Annotated in this window: 18 protein-coding genes and 1 tRNA gene; all 19 read right to left on the minus strand. The window is 61.4% G+C overall.

Features of this window, described 5'->3' with window-relative positions:
* Positions 1–3 precede the first annotated feature (3 nt).
* The gene (locus tag BWP39_RS10300) at positions 4–594 is read right to left on the minus strand and encodes an NUDIX domain-containing protein (protein WP_096719793.1); all 591 of its coding nucleotides are present in this window, start codon (positions 592–594) and stop codon (positions 4–6) included.
* A 41-nt stretch (positions 595–635) separates the two neighbouring features.
* Positions 636–932, minus strand: coding sequence for a DUF2818 family protein (locus tag BWP39_RS10305; RefSeq protein ID WP_096719795.1), 297 nt, complete (start codon positions 930–932; stop codon positions 636–638).
* A gap of 3 nt (positions 933–935) precedes the next feature.
* Positions 936–2408 carry an NADH-quinone oxidoreductase subunit NuoN gene (gene nuoN / locus BWP39_RS10310; protein ID WP_096719797.1) on the minus strand — a complete coding sequence of 491 codons (1473 nt, stop codon included), beginning with the start codon at positions 2406–2408 and terminating at the stop codon, positions 936–938.
* Positions 2409–2433: 25 nt separating this feature from the next.
* Positions 2434–3924 carry an NADH-quinone oxidoreductase subunit M gene (locus BWP39_RS10315; protein WP_096719799.1) on the minus strand — a complete coding sequence of 497 codons (1491 nt, stop codon included), beginning with the start codon at positions 3922–3924 and terminating at the stop codon, positions 2434–2436.
* 14 nt (positions 3925–3938) lie between these two features.
* Positions 3939–6014, minus strand: coding sequence for an NADH-quinone oxidoreductase subunit L (gene nuoL, locus BWP39_RS10320; protein WP_096719801.1), 2076 nt, complete (start codon positions 6012–6014; stop codon positions 3939–3941).
* 17 nt (positions 6015–6031) lie between these two features.
* Positions 6032–6337 (minus strand): NADH-quinone oxidoreductase subunit NuoK, encoded by a 306-nt coding sequence (gene nuoK / locus BWP39_RS10325; RefSeq protein WP_091018293.1) that lies wholly within the window; start codon positions 6335–6337, stop codon positions 6032–6034.
* Positions 6338–6354: 17 nt separating this feature from the next.
* Positions 6355–7038: an NADH-quinone oxidoreductase subunit J gene (locus BWP39_RS10330; RefSeq protein WP_096719803.1), complete on the minus strand. Its 684-nt coding sequence runs from the start codon at positions 7036–7038 to the stop codon at positions 6355–6357.
* A gap of 154 nt (positions 7039–7192) precedes the next feature.
* Positions 7193–7684: an NADH-quinone oxidoreductase subunit NuoI gene (gene nuoI / locus BWP39_RS10335; protein WP_096719805.1), complete on the minus strand. Its 492-nt coding sequence runs from the start codon at positions 7682–7684 to the stop codon at positions 7193–7195.
* Positions 7685–7699: 15 nt separating this feature from the next.
* Positions 7700–8764 carry an NADH-quinone oxidoreductase subunit NuoH gene (gene nuoH, locus BWP39_RS10340; protein ID WP_096719807.1) on the minus strand — a complete coding sequence of 355 codons (1065 nt, stop codon included), beginning with the start codon at positions 8762–8764 and terminating at the stop codon, positions 7700–7702.
* The gene (gene nuoG, locus BWP39_RS10345) at positions 8765–11107 is read right to left on the minus strand and encodes an NADH-quinone oxidoreductase subunit NuoG (RefSeq protein ID WP_096719809.1); all 2343 of its coding nucleotides are present in this window, start codon (positions 11105–11107) and stop codon (positions 8765–8767) included. It abuts the gene before it with no gap.
* A 90-nt stretch (positions 11108–11197) separates the two neighbouring features.
* The gene (gene nuoF / locus BWP39_RS10350) at positions 11198–12526 is read right to left on the minus strand and encodes an NADH-quinone oxidoreductase subunit NuoF (protein WP_091018302.1); all 1329 of its coding nucleotides are present in this window, start codon (positions 12524–12526) and stop codon (positions 11198–11200) included.
* Positions 12523–13008, minus strand: coding sequence for an NADH-quinone oxidoreductase subunit NuoE (gene nuoE, locus BWP39_RS10355; protein WP_091018304.1), 486 nt, complete (start codon positions 13006–13008; stop codon positions 12523–12525). Before nuoE ends, nuoF begins: the two co-directional genes overlap by 4 nt.
* Before the next feature lie 143 nt (positions 13009–13151).
* Complete coding sequence (locus BWP39_RS10360) at positions 13152–14405, minus strand: NADH-quinone oxidoreductase subunit D (RefSeq protein WP_091018306.1); 1254 nt, start codon at positions 14403–14405, stop codon at positions 13152–13154.
* Positions 14406–14414: 9 nt separating this feature from the next.
* The gene (locus tag BWP39_RS10365) at positions 14415–15017 is read right to left on the minus strand and encodes an NADH-quinone oxidoreductase subunit C (protein WP_096719811.1); all 603 of its coding nucleotides are present in this window, start codon (positions 15015–15017) and stop codon (positions 14415–14417) included.
* Positions 15018–15036: 19 nt separating this feature from the next.
* The gene (locus BWP39_RS10370) at positions 15037–15516 is read right to left on the minus strand and encodes a NuoB/complex I 20 kDa subunit family protein (RefSeq protein WP_006052903.1); all 480 of its coding nucleotides are present in this window, start codon (positions 15514–15516) and stop codon (positions 15037–15039) included.
* A 62-nt stretch (positions 15517–15578) separates the two neighbouring features.
* Positions 15579–15938: an NADH-quinone oxidoreductase subunit A gene (locus BWP39_RS10375; protein WP_091018311.1), complete on the minus strand. Its 360-nt coding sequence runs from the start codon at positions 15936–15938 to the stop codon at positions 15579–15581.
* A 160-nt stretch (positions 15939–16098) separates the two neighbouring features.
* Positions 16099–16183: transfer RNA gene (locus BWP39_RS10380), tRNA-Leu, on the minus strand.
* 113 nt (positions 16184–16296) lie between these two features.
* Positions 16297–16674, minus strand: a complete 378-nt coding sequence (gene secG / locus BWP39_RS10385) for a preprotein translocase subunit SecG (protein WP_096719813.1) — start codon at positions 16672–16674, stop codon at positions 16297–16299.
* Positions 16675–16757: 83 nt separating this feature from the next.
* Positions 16758–17528, minus strand: a complete 771-nt coding sequence (tpiA, locus tag BWP39_RS10390; RefSeq protein ID WP_096719815.1) for a triose-phosphate isomerase — start codon at positions 17526–17528, stop codon at positions 16758–16760.
* Between the last annotated feature and the right edge of the window lie 22 nt (positions 17529–17550).

The raw sequence follows: 17550 nt of genomic DNA on the forward strand, positions 1-17550 counted from the left end.
CGGTTAACCGCGCGCAGGCTCCGGCGTCGACCACGCACCCGACAACACCTTCTCCAGCCAGAACGTCCCGATGATCGTCTTCACGTCGGTGACCTTGCCGGTGCGAACCCACTCGGACATGTCTTCGGGCGTTGCCGTGAACAGTTCGAGAAACTCGCCTTCGTCGAGCTTGCGTTCGCCTGCGGTCAACCCACGCGCGAGGTAGATGTCGATGAACTCGGTTGAGTACGAGATGATCGGATGAATCCGCGTGAGGAACAGATATTCGCGGGCGGTGTAGCCCGTTTCCTCGAGCAGTTCGCGCTTCGCGCAGGCGAGCGACCCTTCGCTCGGATCGAGCTTGCCCGCCGGATACTCGACCATCACCTTGCCGATCGGATAGCGGAACTGGCTTTCGAGCAGTACGTGACCGTCGTCGAGCAACGGAATCACCATCACTGCGCCCGGATGCTTCACATACTCACGCGTCGCGTGCTTGCCGTCGGGCAATTCGACGGTATCGCACTTGAGCGTCAGGAAGTGGCCCTGATGCAGCGTCTTGCTCTCCACGCACTTTTCGGTGAGCGCGGCGGTGTGATCGGGAACTTCAGCCATATGCGACCTCGGAACAGCGTGGTGCGCGACGGCGTGAGCCGTCAGCGGCGTTTGAGGAGATACTGGAAAGTGAAACCGGGGAACGCGAACACGATGAACAGGCTGAAGGTGATGGCATAGAACTGCCAGCCTTGCTCGAAGCGGTTGCCGGCGCGGGCCTCAAGCATGAAGCCCAGCGCGCCGACCGCGAAATACAGCACGATCAGTTCGCCGATCCGGATCCACGCGCTCTTCTTCACGACCCCGAAAGGCACACAAGCGAAGATGCGTTGATTCAGGAACGGCAGGTTGGCGCCGACCAGCGCCAACAACACGATAAACCAGCCCGCCGCGGACATCGATTAGTGCGGCAGCGAGTGCGAGATGGCCTGCAGGCAGATCGCCATCAGCGGGCCCGGCACGATGCCCAGCGCGAGAACCGCGAGGCCGTTGAGCGTCAGCAGCGCCCTCTTGCAGGTATCCGCGGAGATCGGCGCCGTATCCTGCGGTGCGTCGAAATACATCACCTTGACGATGCGCAGGTAGTAGAACGCGCCGAACAGCGACGTGATCACCGCCAGCACCGCAAGCCACGTCAAGCCGGCGCTCATCGTCGCTTCGAGCACCGAGAGCTTGGCGTAGAAGCCGACGGTCGGCGGAATGCCCGCGAGCGAGAACATCAGCACCAGCATCACGAACGCAAACACCGGGCTGCGCTGGTTGAGGCCCTTGAAGTCGTCGATGGTTTCCGCTTCGAAATCGCGGCGGGCCAGCAGCATCACCACGCCGAACGAACCGAGCGTCGTCACCAGGTAGACGATGCTGTAGAACATCGCCGAGCCATACGCGCTCGCCGCCCCGCCCGACTTGCCGTCGACCACACCCGAAAGCAGGCCGAGCAGTACAAAGCCCATGTTCGAGATCGCGGAGTAAGCGAGCATCCGCTTGATGTTGCGCTGGACGATACCGGTGATATTGCCGACGATCATCGACAGCGCCGCGAGAATGACGAGCATCTGCTGCCAGTCGACTGCGAGCGGCAGCAGCCCCATCACGAGGAAGCGCAGCCCCCACGCGAACGCAGCGACCTTCGGGCCACCGCCGGTGAGCAGTGTCATCGCAGTCGGCGCGCCCTGGTAGACGTCCGGCACCCACATATGGAACGGCACCGCGCCCATCTTGAATGCAATCCCTGCCACGATGAAGATCACACCAAACAGCAGCACGCCCTTGTCGAACGGTTGCGTGCTCAACACCTTCCACACTTCACCGAGTTCGAGCGAGCCGGTCGCGCCGTACAGCATCGAGATGCCGTACAGCAGGAAACCCGATGCGAGCGCACCCAGCACGTAGTACTTCATGGCCGCTTCGTTCGACTGCGGCGCATCGCGGCGCAGTGCGATCACTGCGTACAGCGACAGCGACATCAGTTCGAGACCGAGGTACAGGGTCAGGAAGTTGTTGCCCGAGATCATCACCAGTTGCCCGAGCAGCGAGAACATGCCGAGCAGGAAGAAATCGCCGCGGAACAGGTCGCGGTCCTCGAGGTACTTGCGCGAGTACACGATCGACACCGCGTAGCCCAGCGACACCACCGCCTTCATCGCACTGGCGAACGAATCGACCACCACCATGCGCGAGAAGAAGTAGTACTGGTTCGGATCGAACGCGTTCACGGCGAACCACACGCCGGCAACCACCGAGCCGAGCAGCGCAATGAAGTACGTGGTGCGGCGGCCGGCCTGGCCGACGAAGGTGTCGTTGATCCACGCGACGATGACGGCAAACATCACCAGCGCGTCGGGCAACAGGGCACTCATAGGGGCGTTTTGCATGATCTTTAGATTCCTCCGCTCGGCATTACTGTGGCAACGGCAGCTTCGACTGCGCGACGTGGGAGAGGAGGTTTTCCACGGATACGTGCATCACATCGGTAAAGGGCTTCGGATAAAGACCCATGAACAGCGTCAGGACAGCCAGCACGGCCAGCATGAAGAACTCGCGGCGGTTGATGTCGAGCAGGTTCTTCACATGGTCGTTAGCCACTGCACCGAAGTAGACGCGCTTGTACATCCACAGCGTGTAGGCCGCGCCGAGAATCAGCGTGAACGCCGCGCCGAAACCGATCCAGAAGTTGAACTGGACGGAGGCGAGGATCACCATGAATTCACCGACGAAACCCGAAGTACCCGGCAAGCCGCAGTTCGCCATCGCAAACAGCATCACGAACGCCGCGAACTTCGGCATCACGTTCACGACACCACCGTAGTCGGCGATCTGGCGTGAGTGCATACGGTCGTACAGCACACCGATACACAGGAACATCGCGCCCGACACGAAGCCGTGCGAAATCATCTGGACGATCGCGCCTTCAACACCGAGCTGGTTGAAGATGAAGAAGCCGAGTGTGACGAAGCCCATGTGCGCGATCGACGAATACGCGACCAGCTTCTTCATGTCTTCCTGCACCAGCGCGACGAGACCGATGTAGATCACCGCGATCAGCGACAGCGTAATGACGACCGGCGCGAGATAGTGGCTGGCGTCCGGTGCGATCGGCAGCGAGAAGCGCAGGAAACCGTACGCCCCGAGCTTCAGCATGATCGCGGCCAGCACGACCGAGCCGCCCGTCGGCGCTTCCACGTGGGCATCTGGCAACCACGTGTGGACCGGCCACATCGGCACCTTGACCGCGAACGCGAGGAAGAACGCAATGAACAGCAGGATCTGCGGCGTCATCGCAATCTTCGCGGCGTGCCACGTGGCGAGATCGAACGTGCCGGTCTGCGTGTACAGATACAGCAGCGCGATCAGCATCAGCAGCGAGCCCATCAGCGTGTACAGGAAGAACTTGAACGCCGCGTACACGCGGTTCGGTCCGCCCCACACGCCGATGATGATGTACATCGGAATCAGCGTCGCTTCGAAGAACACGTAGAACAGCAGGCCGTCAGCGGAGCTGAACACGCCGGCCATGATCCCCGAGAGGATCAGGAACGCGGCCAGGTACTGTGCGACGTTCTTCGTGATGACTTCCCACGCGGCGATCACGACGATCACCGTGATCAGCGCAGTCAACACGACGAACCACATCGAGATGCCGTCGACACCAAGGTGATACGTGATGTTGAAGCGCTCGATCCAGTTCGCCTGTTCGACGAACTGCAATGCCGCGCTGCTGTTGTCGAACTGCGTGAACAGCGGAATCGTGACGAGCAGGCTGAGGATCGAGCCGATCAGCGCAAGCCAGCGCGCAGGCGCCGGGTTCTTGTCTGAGCCGATGGCGAGGACCAGGATACCGAAGACGATCGGCATCCAGATCGCAATACTGAGAATCGGATAAGTGTGCATTCGTGTCCCTCGCCTTATTTGCCGCCGAGCGTTACAAACAGGGTCAGGAGCCCCAGCATACCGATGATCATGGCAAACGCGTAGTGGTAGATGTAACCGGATTGGAGGAAGCGGATCACGCCGGCAAACCACCCGACGAAGCGCGCGCTTCCGTTGACGAGACCGTCGATGACCACGACGTCGCCCTCTTTCCAGAGGCCACGGCCAATTGCGACCGCGCCCTTCGCGAAGACGACTTCGTTGATCTTGTCCATGTAGTACTTGTTGTCGAGCAGCGTGTAGATCGGACCGAACGCGCGCTTGACGACAGCCGGCAGGTCAGGCCGCTTCAGGTACAGGAACCAGGCCACAACGACGCCCGCGAGTGCCAGCCAGACCGGCAGCCCCTGCACCGAATGCACACCCATCTCGGCCCAGCCGTGGAATTCTTCGGCCATCTCGCGCAGTGCCGGATGGTTCTCGCCGATGAAAATGACCTTGTCGAACACAACGCCGTGCGAGAAGAAGCCGCCGTACAGCATCGGGCCGATCGCAAGCGCACCGATGATCACCGACGGAATCGCCAGCAGCACCAGCGGCAGCCACACCACCCAAGGCGTTTCGTGCGGTTCGTGCGCATGACCGTGATCGTCGTGCCCGTGACCATGATCGTCATGTCCGTGATCGTGGTCGTGCGCAGCAGCAGCTGCGATGCCCATCGGCGATTCAGGATGCTTCGGCTTGCGGAAACGCTCTTCGCCGTGGAACACGAGGAAGTACATCCGGAACGAGTACAGCGCCGTGACGAACACGCTCGCCACCACCGCGAAGTACGCAAAGCCCGAACCCGGCAGATGCGAGAGCTTCACTGCATCGATGATCGAATCTTTCGAGTAGAAGCCCGAGAAGAACGGCGTACCGATCAGCGCAAGCGAACCGATCAGCGACGTGATCCACGTGATCGGCATGTACTTGCGCAGGCCGCCCATGTTGCGCATGTCCTGGTCGTGGTGCATACCGATGATCACCGAGCCTGCGCCAAGGAACAGCAACGCCTTGAAGAACGCGTGCGTGGTCAGATGGAACACAGCGACCGGATACGCGGACACGCCGAGTGCGACCGTCATGTAGCCGAGCTGCGACAGCGTCGAATAGGCAACGACACGCTTGATGTCGTTCTGCACGATGCCGAGAAAGCCCATGAAGAGCGCGGTAATCGCGCCGATCACCGTGATGAACGACAGTGCGCTATCCGACAGTTCGAACAGCGGCGACATGCGCGTCACCATGAAAATACCGGCCGTCACCATGGTCGCCGCGTGAATCAGCGCGGAGATCGGCGTCGGACCTTCCATCGAATCGGGCAGCCACACGTGCAGCGGGAACTGCGCCGACTTACCCATCGCGCCGATGAAGAGGCAAATACAGGCAACCGTCAGCAGGCCCCAGCTCGTACCCGGAAAATTCAGCGCCGCGAGTTCGTGGCTCTTCGCAAACACATCGCCATAGTTCATCGACCCGGCAAACGCGAGCAGCAAACCGATGCCGAGCAGGAAGCCGAAGTCGCCGACGCGGTTCACGACGAACGCTTTCATGTTCGCGTAGATCGCGCTTTCACGGGTGTAGTAGAAGCCGATCAGCAGGTACGACACGAGGCCCACCGCTTCCCAGCCGAAGAACAGCTGCAGGAAGTTGTTGCTCATCACGAGCATCAGCATCGAGAACGTGAACAGCGAGATGTACGAGAAGAAGCGCTGGTAGCCGATGGGTTCGTCGGCCATGTAGCCGATCGTGTAGATGTGCACCATCAGCGACACGAAGGTCACCACGCACATCATCATCGCGGTCAGCGAGTCGACCAGGAAGCCGACTTCGAACTTCAGCTTGCCGACCGACATCCATTCGTAGACGGTCGCGTTGAAGCTCGCGCCGTTCATCACGTCGAGCAGCACCATCGCCGACAGGATGAAGGAGATCGCGACGCCGAGTATGGTGACCGAGTGAGCGCCCTTGCGCCCCACTGCGTTCCCGAACAGCCCCGCAATCAGCGAGCCGGCCAGCGGTGCCAGCGGTATCGCGAGCAGCAGGTTTTCGTTGAGTGTCGTTGACATAACAGCTTTGCCTGAATTTAACCTTTGAGCTGATCGAGATCCTCGACATTGATCGTGTCGAGGCTGCGGAACAGAGTCACCAGAATGGCGAGGCCGATCGCCGCTTCAGCGGCGGCGACGGTCAGCACGAAGAACACGAAGATCTGGCCGTGCAGGTCGCCGAGGTAATGCGAGAACGCGACGAAATTGGTGTTCACCGCGAGCAGCATCAGTTCGATCGCCATCAGGATGATGATCACGTTGCGGCGGTTCAGAAAGATGCCGACGATGCTGATCGCAAACAGGATCGCACCGAGGACGAGGTAATGGGCGAGGGTCAACATGTTTTTCTCCTGTGCGCTCAGGCTTTGCTGGCCGGAGCCGCGCCGGGGGCAGCATCCGCAGCCGGGGCTGGTGCAGCTTCCGGCTCGCTCTTTTCGGATGCCATCTTCACGATCCGCACGCGGTCCTGGCTGCGTACCTTGACCTGGTCGGAAATCTTCTGGCGCTTGCTGTCCTTCGCGTGGCGCGTGGTCAGTGCGATGGCCGCGATGATCGCGACGAGCAGCACGAGACCGGCAATTTCGAACGCGAAGATGTAGTCGGTGTAGATCAGCTTGCCGATCAGGCGTGTGTTCGACCAGTCGGCGGCCGTACCGGCAACCCCCGCCGATACATCGCGCACCGGCGTCAGCGTGTTGCCGTAGCCGTGCAGCAGGATCAGCGCGGTTTCGACCACGATGATCGCGCCGACCACCGTCGCCGTCGGCACGAAGCGCTTGAAGTCGCGTCGCAGCACGTCGAGGTTGATGTCCAGCATCATCACGACGAACAGGAACAGCACCATCACCGCGCCGACGTAGACGAGCACCAGCAGGATGGCGAGGAATTCCGCCTCCAGCAGCATCCAGATCGCGGCCGCGTTGAAGAACGCGAGCACGAGGAACAGTGCTGCGGCCACCGGGTTGCGCGAAGTGATCACCTTCAGCCCTGACACAGTCAGTAGCAGCGCGAAGATGTAGAACAGTACGGTCGTGAATTCCATGATTACCGGTTCATCGTTAGGCCATCGTCAGGCGTTGTTCGTGGGCGTTGTGCTCCAGCGCGCGCCCTCCTGGGCACAAGCGTCGGGCACAGGCGCGCCGTGTCGCGGCGGCAGGCCGCGGCGCCGGCCCAGCTGCGGGCCGGTACAGCGTGCATCAGCGGTACTGTGCGTCGGCTGCCTTGTTCGCCGCGATTTCCGCTTCGTAGCGGTCGCCAACGGCCAGCAGCATGTCCTTCGTGAAATACAGATCGCCGCGCTTTTCGCCGTGATATTCGAGAATGTGCGTCTCGACGATCGAATCGACGGGGCAGCTTTCTTCGCAGAAACCACAGAAAATGCATTTGGTCAGATCGATGTCGTAGCGCGTCGTCCGGCGCGTGTTGTCCGCGCGCGTTTCCGATTCGATCGTGATGGCGAGTGCCGGGCACACCGCTTCGCACAGCTTGCAGGCGATGCAGCGCTCTTCGCCGTTCTCATAGCGGCGCAGTGCATGCAGGCCGCGAAAACGCGGCGAAATCGGCGTTTTCTCTTCCGGGAACTGCACGGTCACCTTGCGCTTGAACGTGTAACGTCCGGTCAGTGCAAGACCCTGCAACAGCTCGGTCAGGAAGAATGTCTTGAAGAAGTTCTGGATTGCGTTAGTCATTGCGGGATCCGTCCATTATTTCCAGATGTTCCACGGCGACATGATCCAGAAGCCGACCACCACCAGCCACACCACGCACACCGGAATGAAAATCTTCCAGCCGAGACGCATGATCTGGTCATAGCGATAGCGCGGGAACGTTGCACGTACCCAGATGAACACCGACAGCAGGAAGAAAATCTTCGCGACGAGCCAGACGATGCCCGGAACGAAGGACAGGAACCCGAACGGCGCGCTCCAGCCACCGAGGAACAGCGTCGCAGCGAGCGCCGAGATCACGATCATGTTGATGTACTCGGCGAGGAAGAACAGCGCGAACGCCATCCCCGAGTAATCGATCATGTGACCGGCGACGATTTCCGACTCCCCTTCCACCACGTCGAACGGGTGGCGGTTCGTTTCGGCAATGCCTGACACGAAATAGACGACGAACATCGGCAGCAGCGGCAGCCAGTTCCACGACAGGAAGTTCACACCGTGCGCCGCGAAGAAGCCGCGTTCCTGCGAACCGACGATGTCCGACAGGTTCAGCGTACCGGCGGTCATCAGCACGACGACGAGCGCGAAGCCCATCGAGATTTCGTACGACACCATCTGGGCCGCCGCGCGCATCGCGCCGAGGAACGCGTACTTCGAGTTCGACGCCCAGCCGGCGAGAATCACGCCGTACACACCGACCGACGAAATCGCCATCGCGTACAGCAGACCGGCGTTGATGTTGCCGAGCACCGCGCCCGCCTGGAACGGAATCACCGCCCACACCGCGAACGCCGGCACCACCACCATGATCGGCGCGATCAGGTAGATCCAGCGGCTTGCCTGGGTCGGCTGAATGACTTCTTTCAGCAGCAGCTTCAGCACGTCGGCGATAGGTTGCAGCAAGCCGGCGGGGCCTACGCGATTCGGGCCGAGCCGCACGTGCATCCAGCCGATCAGCTTGCGCTCCCAGAGAATCAGGTACGCCACGCACAGCAGGATCACGACGGACACCACGAGGATGCGGACCAGCGCCCACACCGTGGGCCATGCCACGCCGAGAAGCTGGGTGCCGCCCGAGTTGATCGTATCGAACAAGCTCATTTACGCCTTCTCCACCACCAGTTCACCGAACAGGCTGCCCAGCGCTGCACCGGCAGGCGTAGCCGCCGATACGCGGACGACCGTCTCCGCAAGATTCGCATCGCGCACGGCCGGCAACTGCACCGAGCGCTCACCCTGGCGAACGCGCACTGCGTCGCCATCCTTCAAACCCAGCTTGTCGAACAGTGCCGCCGGCAGACCGACCGTGTTCGCGGCGCGTGCCGCGGCGGTCAGATGCAGCGACTCGGCGCGACGCACGAGTGCATCCGCGTGATAGATCGGTACGTCGGCGATGCGCTCGAACGCGCCGTTTGTCGCTGAAACCGCCGCTGCCGTGCCGCGTGTGAGCGCAGCGTCCGTGCGGTTCGACAGACGCGCCGTGAAGTCGCCGTCGAGTGCCGCTGCGCGTACTTCTTCCGCGGTATCGAAGTCAAAGCCCGACGCGCCGAGCAGATTGCCCAGTACGCGCAGCACCTTCCACGCCGGACGCGTTTCGCCGAGCGGGCGCACGACGCCGTTGAAGGTCTGTACCGAGCCTTCCGCGTTGACGAAGGTGCCGGAGGTTTCCGTGAACGGTGCAACCGGCAGCAGTACGTCGGCATAGTCGGCGCCCGTCTGGAACGGCGACATCACGACGACCATTTCAGCCTGGTTCAGCGCTGCGAGCGCTTGAGCCGGGTTCGCCGTATCGAATTCGGGTTCGAGGTTCAGCAGCAGATAGCCCTTGCGCGGTTGCTCGAACGCTTCACGTGCGTTCAGGCCGCCTGCGCCCGGCAATGCGTTGACCAGATGCGCACCGACCGTGTTCGCTGCTTCCGGCAGGAAGCCGAGCGTGGCGCCGGTCTGTTCCGCAATCCACTGCGCAGCGGCGTGGATACGGGCGAATTCCGGATGCTGGACTGCACTGTTGCCGAGCAGCACGAAGCGATGCTCACCGCTAGCGCTAGCCAGCGACGCAGCCACCTGCTTCGCAGCCGCGCTTGCCTGCACGCCGGCAAACGCTTCGGGCAGCGCGACGCTGCGCGCTTCCGACACTGCGGCAGCGATGCCCGCGAGTTCGTTGAGCCATGCCGACGGCGCTGCAGCGATACGCTGCGCTTGCGGAATCAGCGCGTCGTCTTTCGTGGCCTGCAAGAACGTCAGCTTCGCGCCCGACTTCGCCGCCTGGCGCAGACGCGCGGCCAGCAGCGGATGATCGCGGCGCAGGAACGAGCCGATCACGAGTACCGCATCGACGTTCGACAGTTCGGCGATCTTCGTGCCGAGCCACGGCGTGCCGGTAGCGGCTGCCGAGAAGTCCGACTGACGCAGACGGAAATCGATGTTCGGGGTACCGACTGCCTGCGCGAGTTGCTTCAGCAGGAACAGTTCTTCGACGGTGCTGTGCGGGCTGGCGAGCGCGGCGAGCGCATTCGCGCCGTGGTCGCCCTTGATGCCGTTCAATCCCTTCGCGACGTATTCAAGCGCCGTCTGCCAGTCGGTTTCGACCCACTTGCCGCCCTGCTTCAACATCGGTTGCGTCAGGCGCTCGGGGCTGTTTAGCCCTTCGTACGAGAAGCGGTCCTTGTCCGAGATCCAGCATTCGTTGATCGCTTCGTTCTCGAATGGCAGCACGCGCATCACGCGGTTGTTCTTGACCTGGACGACGAGGTTCGCACCGACGGAATCATGCGGGCTCACCGACTTGCGACGCGACAGTTCCCACGTACGGGCGCTGTAGCGGAACGGCTTGCTCGTGAGCGCACCGACCGGGCACAGGTCGATCATGTTGCCCGACAGTTCGGAGTCGACCGTCTTGCCGACGAACGACGTGATTTCCGAATGCTCGCCGCGACCCAGCATACCGAGTTCCATCACACCGGCCACTTCCTGGCCGAAGCGCACGCAGCGCGTGCAGTGGATGCAGCGCGTCATCTCTTCCATCGAGATCAGCGGGCCGACGTTCTTGTGGAACACGACGCGCTTCTCTTCGCTGTAGCGCGACGACGACTTGCCGTAACCGACCGCCAGATCCTGCAGCTGACATTCGCCGCCCTGATCGCAGATCGGGCAGTCGAGCGGGTGGTTGATCAGCAGAAATTCCATCACGGACTGCTGGGCCTTCACGGCCTTGTCGGACTTCGTGCGCACGATCATGCCCGCCGACACCGGCGTGGCACATGCGGGCACGGCCTTCGGCATCTTCTCGACTTCGACGAGGCACATACGGCAGTTGGCCGCAATCGACAGCTTCTTGTGATAGCAGAAGTGAGGAATGTAGGTGTCGACCTTATGCGCAGCCTGGATCACCATGCTGCCTTCGGCCACCTCGACCTTCTTGCCGTCTATTTCAAGTTCAACCATGATGGTCAATCTTCCTTAACCTGATACCGCTCAATCGTTCGCTCGCTGACCAGCCTGATACCGGCCCGCGCGCGGTTGCCGTGATGCCGCTCAAGCAGCGACCGTTTCCGGTGCCGCTGCTGCCCCGGCGTGACCGCCGACGAGGCAACGCTTGTTGGCAACGTGATATTCGAATTCGTCCCAGTAGTGCTTCAGCATGCCGCGCACCGGCATCGCCGCCGCATCGCCGAGCGCGCAGATGGTGCGGCCCATGATGTTTTCGGCCACCGAGTTCAGCAGGTCGAGATCTTCCTTGCGACCCAAGCCGTGCTCGATGCGATGCACGACGCGATACAGCCAGCCCGTGCCTTCGCGGCACGGCGTGCACTGACCGCACGATTCTTCGTAATAGAAGTAGGACAGACGCAGCAGCGAGCGCACCATGCAGCGCGTCTCGTCCATCACGATCACCGCGCCGGAGCCGAGCATCGAGCCGGCCTTCGCGATGGCGTCGTAATCGAGGTCGGTCTGCATCATCAGGTCGCCCGGGATGACCGGTGCCGACGAGCCGCCAGGAATCACTGCCTTGATCTTGCGACCACCGCGCATGCCGCCAGCGAGTTCCATCAGCGTGGCGAACGGCGTGCCAAGCGGCACTTCGTAGTTGCCCGGCCGCTCGATGTCGCCGGAGATCGAGAAGATCTTCGTGCCGCCGTTATTCGGCTTGCCGAGTTCGAGATACGCCTGCGGGCCGATCTCGAGCAGGAACGGCACAGCAGCGAAAGTCTCGGTGTTGTTGATCGTGGTCGGCTTGCCATACACGCCGAAGCTCGCCGGGAACGGCGGCTTGAAGCGCGGCTGGCCCTTCTTGCCTTCGAGCGATTCGAGCAGCGCGGTTTCTTCGCCGCAGATATAGGCGCCGTAACCGTGATGCGCATGCAGTTCGAACTTGAAGCCCGAACCCATGATGTTGTCGCCGAGAAAACCCGCGCGGCGCGCTTCGTCGAGCGCTTCTTCAAAGCGCTTGTAGGTTTCCCAGATTTCGCCGTGGATATAGTTGTAGCCGACCGTGATACCCATCGCGTACGCACCAATCGCCATACCTTCGATCAGCGAATGCGGATTCCAGCGCAGGATGTCGCGGTCCTTGAACGTACCCGGTTCGCCTTCGTCCGAATTGCAGACGAGATACTTCTGCCCCGGGAACTGGCGCGGCATGAAGCTCCACTTCAGGCCGGTCGGGAAGCCCGCACCGCCACGGCCACGCAGACCCGATGCCTTGACGTCGGCGATCACCTGCTCGGGCGGAATTTTTTCTTCGAGGATACGGCGCAGCTGCTTGTAGCCACCGCGCGCGACGTAGTCTTCGAGATGCCAGTTGTCGCCGGTCAGGTTGGCGAGAATCAGCGGTTTGATGTGACGATCGTGTAAAGACGTCATTTCGAAAGTTCCTCGAGCAACTGGTCGATCTTCGCGCGGCTCATGAAGCTGCACATGCGATGGTTGTTCACCAGCATCACCGGTGCGTCGCCGCACGAACCCATGCACTCGCCTTCTTTCAGCGTGAACTTGCCGTCGGCGGTGGTTTCGCCGAAGTCGATGCCGAGCTTCTGTTTCAGATAGCTGGCGGCGTTTTCGGAGCCGCCGTCCGGGCCGAGCTGGCACGGCAGGTTGGTGCAGAGCGTGATCTTGTAACGACCGACCGGCGAGGTCTCGTACATCGTGTAGAAGGTCGCGACCTCCTGCACGGCGACCGCCGGCATGCCGAGATAGTCCGCGACGAACTGCATCAGTTCGGGCGACAGCCAGCCGTGCTCTTCCTGAGCGACGGCGAGCGCCGACATCACGGCGGACTGTTTCTGATCGGCGGGATACTTCGTCAGCGCACGATCGATTTCTTTCAGGCCTTCAGCTGAGATCATTTTCAGACACGACTCTTTCAATTCCTACCGAACGAAAACCTGCCGCGCACCACGTGTTGCGACAGACCCGGCGTTCCTTTGCTGAACGCGCGCCTTGAAGCTACGGCGGCACGCGCCTTGATGATGATCGCCTAACGATCCAGCTAGCGATCTACTTCGCCAAACACGATGTCCTGCGTACCGATGATCGTCACGGCGTCGGCGATCATGTGGCCGCGCGCCATTTCGTCGAGTGCCGACAAATGTGCGTAACCCGGTGCGCGGATTTTCAGACGATACGGCTTGTTCGCGCCATCCGAAATCAGGTAGATACCAAACTCGCCCTTCGGGTGTTCGACCGCCGCGTACGCTTCGCCTTCCGGTACGTGGAAACCTTCGGTGAACAGCTTGAAGTGGTGAATCAGATCTTCCATGTTCGACTTCATGCCCACTCGCGACGGCGGCGCAACTTTGTGATTGTCGATCATCACAGGGCCGGGATTCTTCCGCAGCCACTCAATACACTGTTTCACGATCCGCGTGGACTGGCGCATTTCTTCGACGCGCACCAGATAGCGGTCGTAGCAGTCACCGTTCACGCCAACCGGGATATCGAAGTCGAGCTTGTCGTAAACCTCGTACGGCTGCTTCTTGCGCAGATCCCACTCGATGCCCGAGCCACGCAACATCGCACCCGTCATGCCGAGTTGCAGCGCACGTTCCGGGCTCACCACACCGATACCGACGAGCCGCTGCTTCCAGATCCGGTTGTCGGTGAGGAGCGTTTCGTACTCGTCGACGCAGGTCGGGAAACGGTTGAAGAAGTCTTCGATGAAGTCGAGCAACGAACCCTGGCGCGTTTCGTTCATCCGCGCCAGCGCCTTCGCATTGCGAATCTTCGACGCCTTGTATTGCGGCATTGCGTCAGGCAGATCGCGATAGACACCGCCCGGACGATAGTAGGCCGCGTGCATCCGGGCACCGGACACCGCTTCGTACACGTCCATCAGGTCTTCGCGTTCGCGGAATGCGTAGAGGAACACCGCCATCGCGCCGACGTCGAGCGCGTGGGCGCCGATCCACATCAGGTGGTTCAGTACGCGCGTTACTTCGTCGAACATCACGCGGATGTACTGGGCGCGGATCGGCACGTCGATACCGAGCAGCTTTTCGATCGCCATCACGTAGCCGTGTTCGTTGACCATCATCGACACGTAGTCGAGACGGTCCATATACGGCACGGACTGGATGAAGGTTTTGCTTTCCGCGAGCTTTTCGGTCGCACGGTGCAACAGGCCGATGTGCGGATCGGCGCGCTGGATCACTTCGCCGTCGAGTTCGAGCACGAGGCGCAGCACACCGTGCGCTGCCGGATGCTGAGGGCCGAAGTTGAGCGTGTAGTTCTTGATCTCTGCCATGGCGTTCTCTTAGTGTTTCAGACCGCCATAGTGATCCTCACGGATCACGCGCGGCGTGATTTCCCGCGGCTCGATCGTCACCGGCTGATAGACGACGCGCTTCTCTTCCGGGTCGTAACGCATTTCGACGTAGCCGGAAACAGGGAAATCCTTGCGGAACGGGTGACCGATGAAACCGTAGTCGGTCAGGATGCGGCGCAGGTCAGGATGGCCTTCGAAGACGATGCCGAAGAGGTCGAACGCTTCGCGCTCGTACCAGTTGGCCGAACTCCAGATGTCGACGACCGAAGCCAGGATGGGTACCTCGTCGTCCGGTGCGAACACGCGCACGCGCAGACGCCAGTTGTTCGCCACCGACAGCAGATGCAGCACGGCTGCAAAGCGCGGGCCTTCGTAGGCACCGTCGCCGTAGGTCTGATAGTCGACGCCGCACAGGTCCATCAACTGCTCGAAGCGAAGCGTGGGATCGTCGCGCAGACGCTTCACCACATCGAGGTATTCGCTTGCCTTGACGACGATCGTCAGCTCGCCGATTGCTTCGGTGACGCTCACCAGACGGCCGCCAAACGCCGCCTCGAGGTTCGCTTTCAGGGTCTCGAGTTTGCTTGCCATATTGTGGGGGGCTCTGGCCTTATTGTCGGGCGATGGTGTTGGTGCGGCGGATCTTCGCCTGCAGCTGGATCACACCGTAGACCAGCGCCTCCGCCGTGGGCGGACAGCCCGGCACGTAGACGTCGACCGGTACGATACGGTCGCAGCCGCGCACCACCGAGTACGAGTAATGGTAGTAGCCGCCGCCATTCGCGCACGACCCCATCGAGATGACCCAGCGCGGCTCGGCCATCTGGTCGTAGACCTTGCGCAGAGCCGGCGCCATCTTGTTGCACAGCGTGCCCGCGACGATCATCACGTCCGACTGCCGCGGACTTGGACGAAACACGACGCCGAAACGGTCGAGGTCGTAGCGGGCAGCGCCCGCATGCATCATCTCGACCGCGCAACACGCGAGACCGAACGTCATCGGCCACAGCGAGCCGGTGCGCGTCCAGTTGATCAGTTTGTCAGCCGTGGTGGTGACAAACCCTTCCTTCAAGACCCCTTCGATACTCATTTGCTTTCCACTCCAGACGGGCGGCTAGCCATGGCCGCCCATGCAAACCGGCATTTAACCCGTCATTCCCAATCGAGACCGCCCTTCTTCCAGATATAGGCGAAGCCCAGCAGGAATTCGAGCAGGAAAATCATCATAGCCATGAAGCCCGGCCAGCCGATGTCGCGCAGGGCTACGCCCCACGGGAACAGGAATGCCGTTTCCAGATCGAAAATGATGAAGAGAATGGCCACGAGGTAGTAGCGCACGTCGAACTTCATGCGTGCGTCCTCGAATGCCTCGAAGCCGCACTCGTACGGTGCGTTCTTCGCGGTGTCGGGCCTGTTGGGACCAAGGATCTTGCCAATGCCGACCAGTGCTACGCCTAAACCGGTGCCCACGAGGAGGAACAACAAAACGGGGAAATAGGCTGCGAGGTTCAAGACTATCCTCAATCGGTTGGTTCTGTGTGCCGCCAGGAGCCGAACAACCCGGCGCGAAATTACTTCGGCCTGCTTGATACTGTTAGCTCACGGTAAACAGTGAAGCGGAAGTAAAAATGCCAGCCGTAGCGAAGCAAGCGGCTGGCATTAAGAATAACATTGGTGCCGACGGCGAGACTCGAACTCGCACAGCTTTCGCCACTACCCCCTCAAGATAGCGTGTCTACCAATTTCACCACGTCGGCACTGTCTGCAATCCGGGAAAACTGCGTATAAAACCCGCGAATCGCTGCAAGACTTGAATTGTAACTGGTTTAAACCGTTTGTTCAACGCACAAAAGCGCGTCGTTCGAAAATTTTATTTCGGTACGTCCTGGCCCGGCTTCGATGCAGCAGCAGGTGCAGCAGCCGTCGAAACACCAGCCGGCACAGACGCTGCAGAAGCGGCCACCGGAGCCGTCACGGCTTCGCCCAGTACGCCTGCGGAAGGCCGCGATTTGTAGGCGCCAAGGTACGTGAGCGCCAGTGTCGTCACGAAGAAAACAGCGGCTAGCACCGCCGTTGTGCGCGACAGAAAGTTGGCCGAACCGGTCGCACCGAACAGACTGCCCGAGGCGCCGCTACCGAATGCCGCACCCATGTCGGCACCCTTGCCGTGCTGCAGCAAAACGAGGCCGATGACCCCCAGCGCCGACAGCAACTGAACCACGATAATCAACGTTTTCAAATACAGCATCACACCCACCTGAGTCTTTATTTAATCGGGCGACGCACTGTGCGCGCGCCGTCATGAGTCACCTCGCCCTGCCCGTCGCCCGCTCAAAGCGCCGCGGCCGCCGCACTGCAGATTGCGAGGAAATCCTGTGCCTTCAACGATGCGCCGCCAATCAGGCCGCCATCGATATCCTGCTGGCCAAACAATTCTTCTGCATTTTCCGGCTTCACGCTGCCGCCATACAGCAGCGTCACGGCGCCGGCCGCCGCGCCTTTCTGTGCGAGACGCGCACGCAGGAACGCGTGAACGTCCTGTGCCTGCGCCGCTGTCGCGCTTTTGCCCGTGCCGATCGCCCAGACGGGCTCGTAAGCGACTACGATCCGCGCCACGTCTGCCGGCGACAGTTTAGAGAGCACGGCGTCCAGCTGCCCGCCGACTACCTGCTGCGCCGCGCCGGCCTCGTGCTGCTCGAGCGTTTCGCCGACACAGACGATCGGCGTAAGACCCGCCGCCAGCGCCCGCTCCGTCTTGATCCCAACGACGTCCGCGCTTTCGTGATGATAGGCGCGTCGTTCCGAATGCCCGACGATGACCAGCGTTGCACCAAACTCCGCGACCATGTCCGCCGCGACTTCGCCGGTATAGGCACCCTGCGCATGCGCCGACACGTCCTGCGAACCCCACTGCACCGGGCTGCCCGCGAGCAGCGCCTGAGTCTGTGCGAGATACGGATGTGGCACACACACGCCAACCCTCACCGCGCCCTGCAGACCGCGAACACCTTGCGCGACTGCGTCGAGCAACACCGTGTTGCCGGCCAGCCGGCCATGCATTTTCCAGTTACCGACTACCAGTTTGGTTCGTTGTTTCGACATCGTCTCGTTTGGTCGGTGACAG

Source organism: Paraburkholderia acidicola (assembly GCF_002362315.1).
Lineage (GTDB): Bacteria > Pseudomonadota > Gammaproteobacteria > Burkholderiales > Burkholderiaceae > Paraburkholderia > Paraburkholderia acidicola.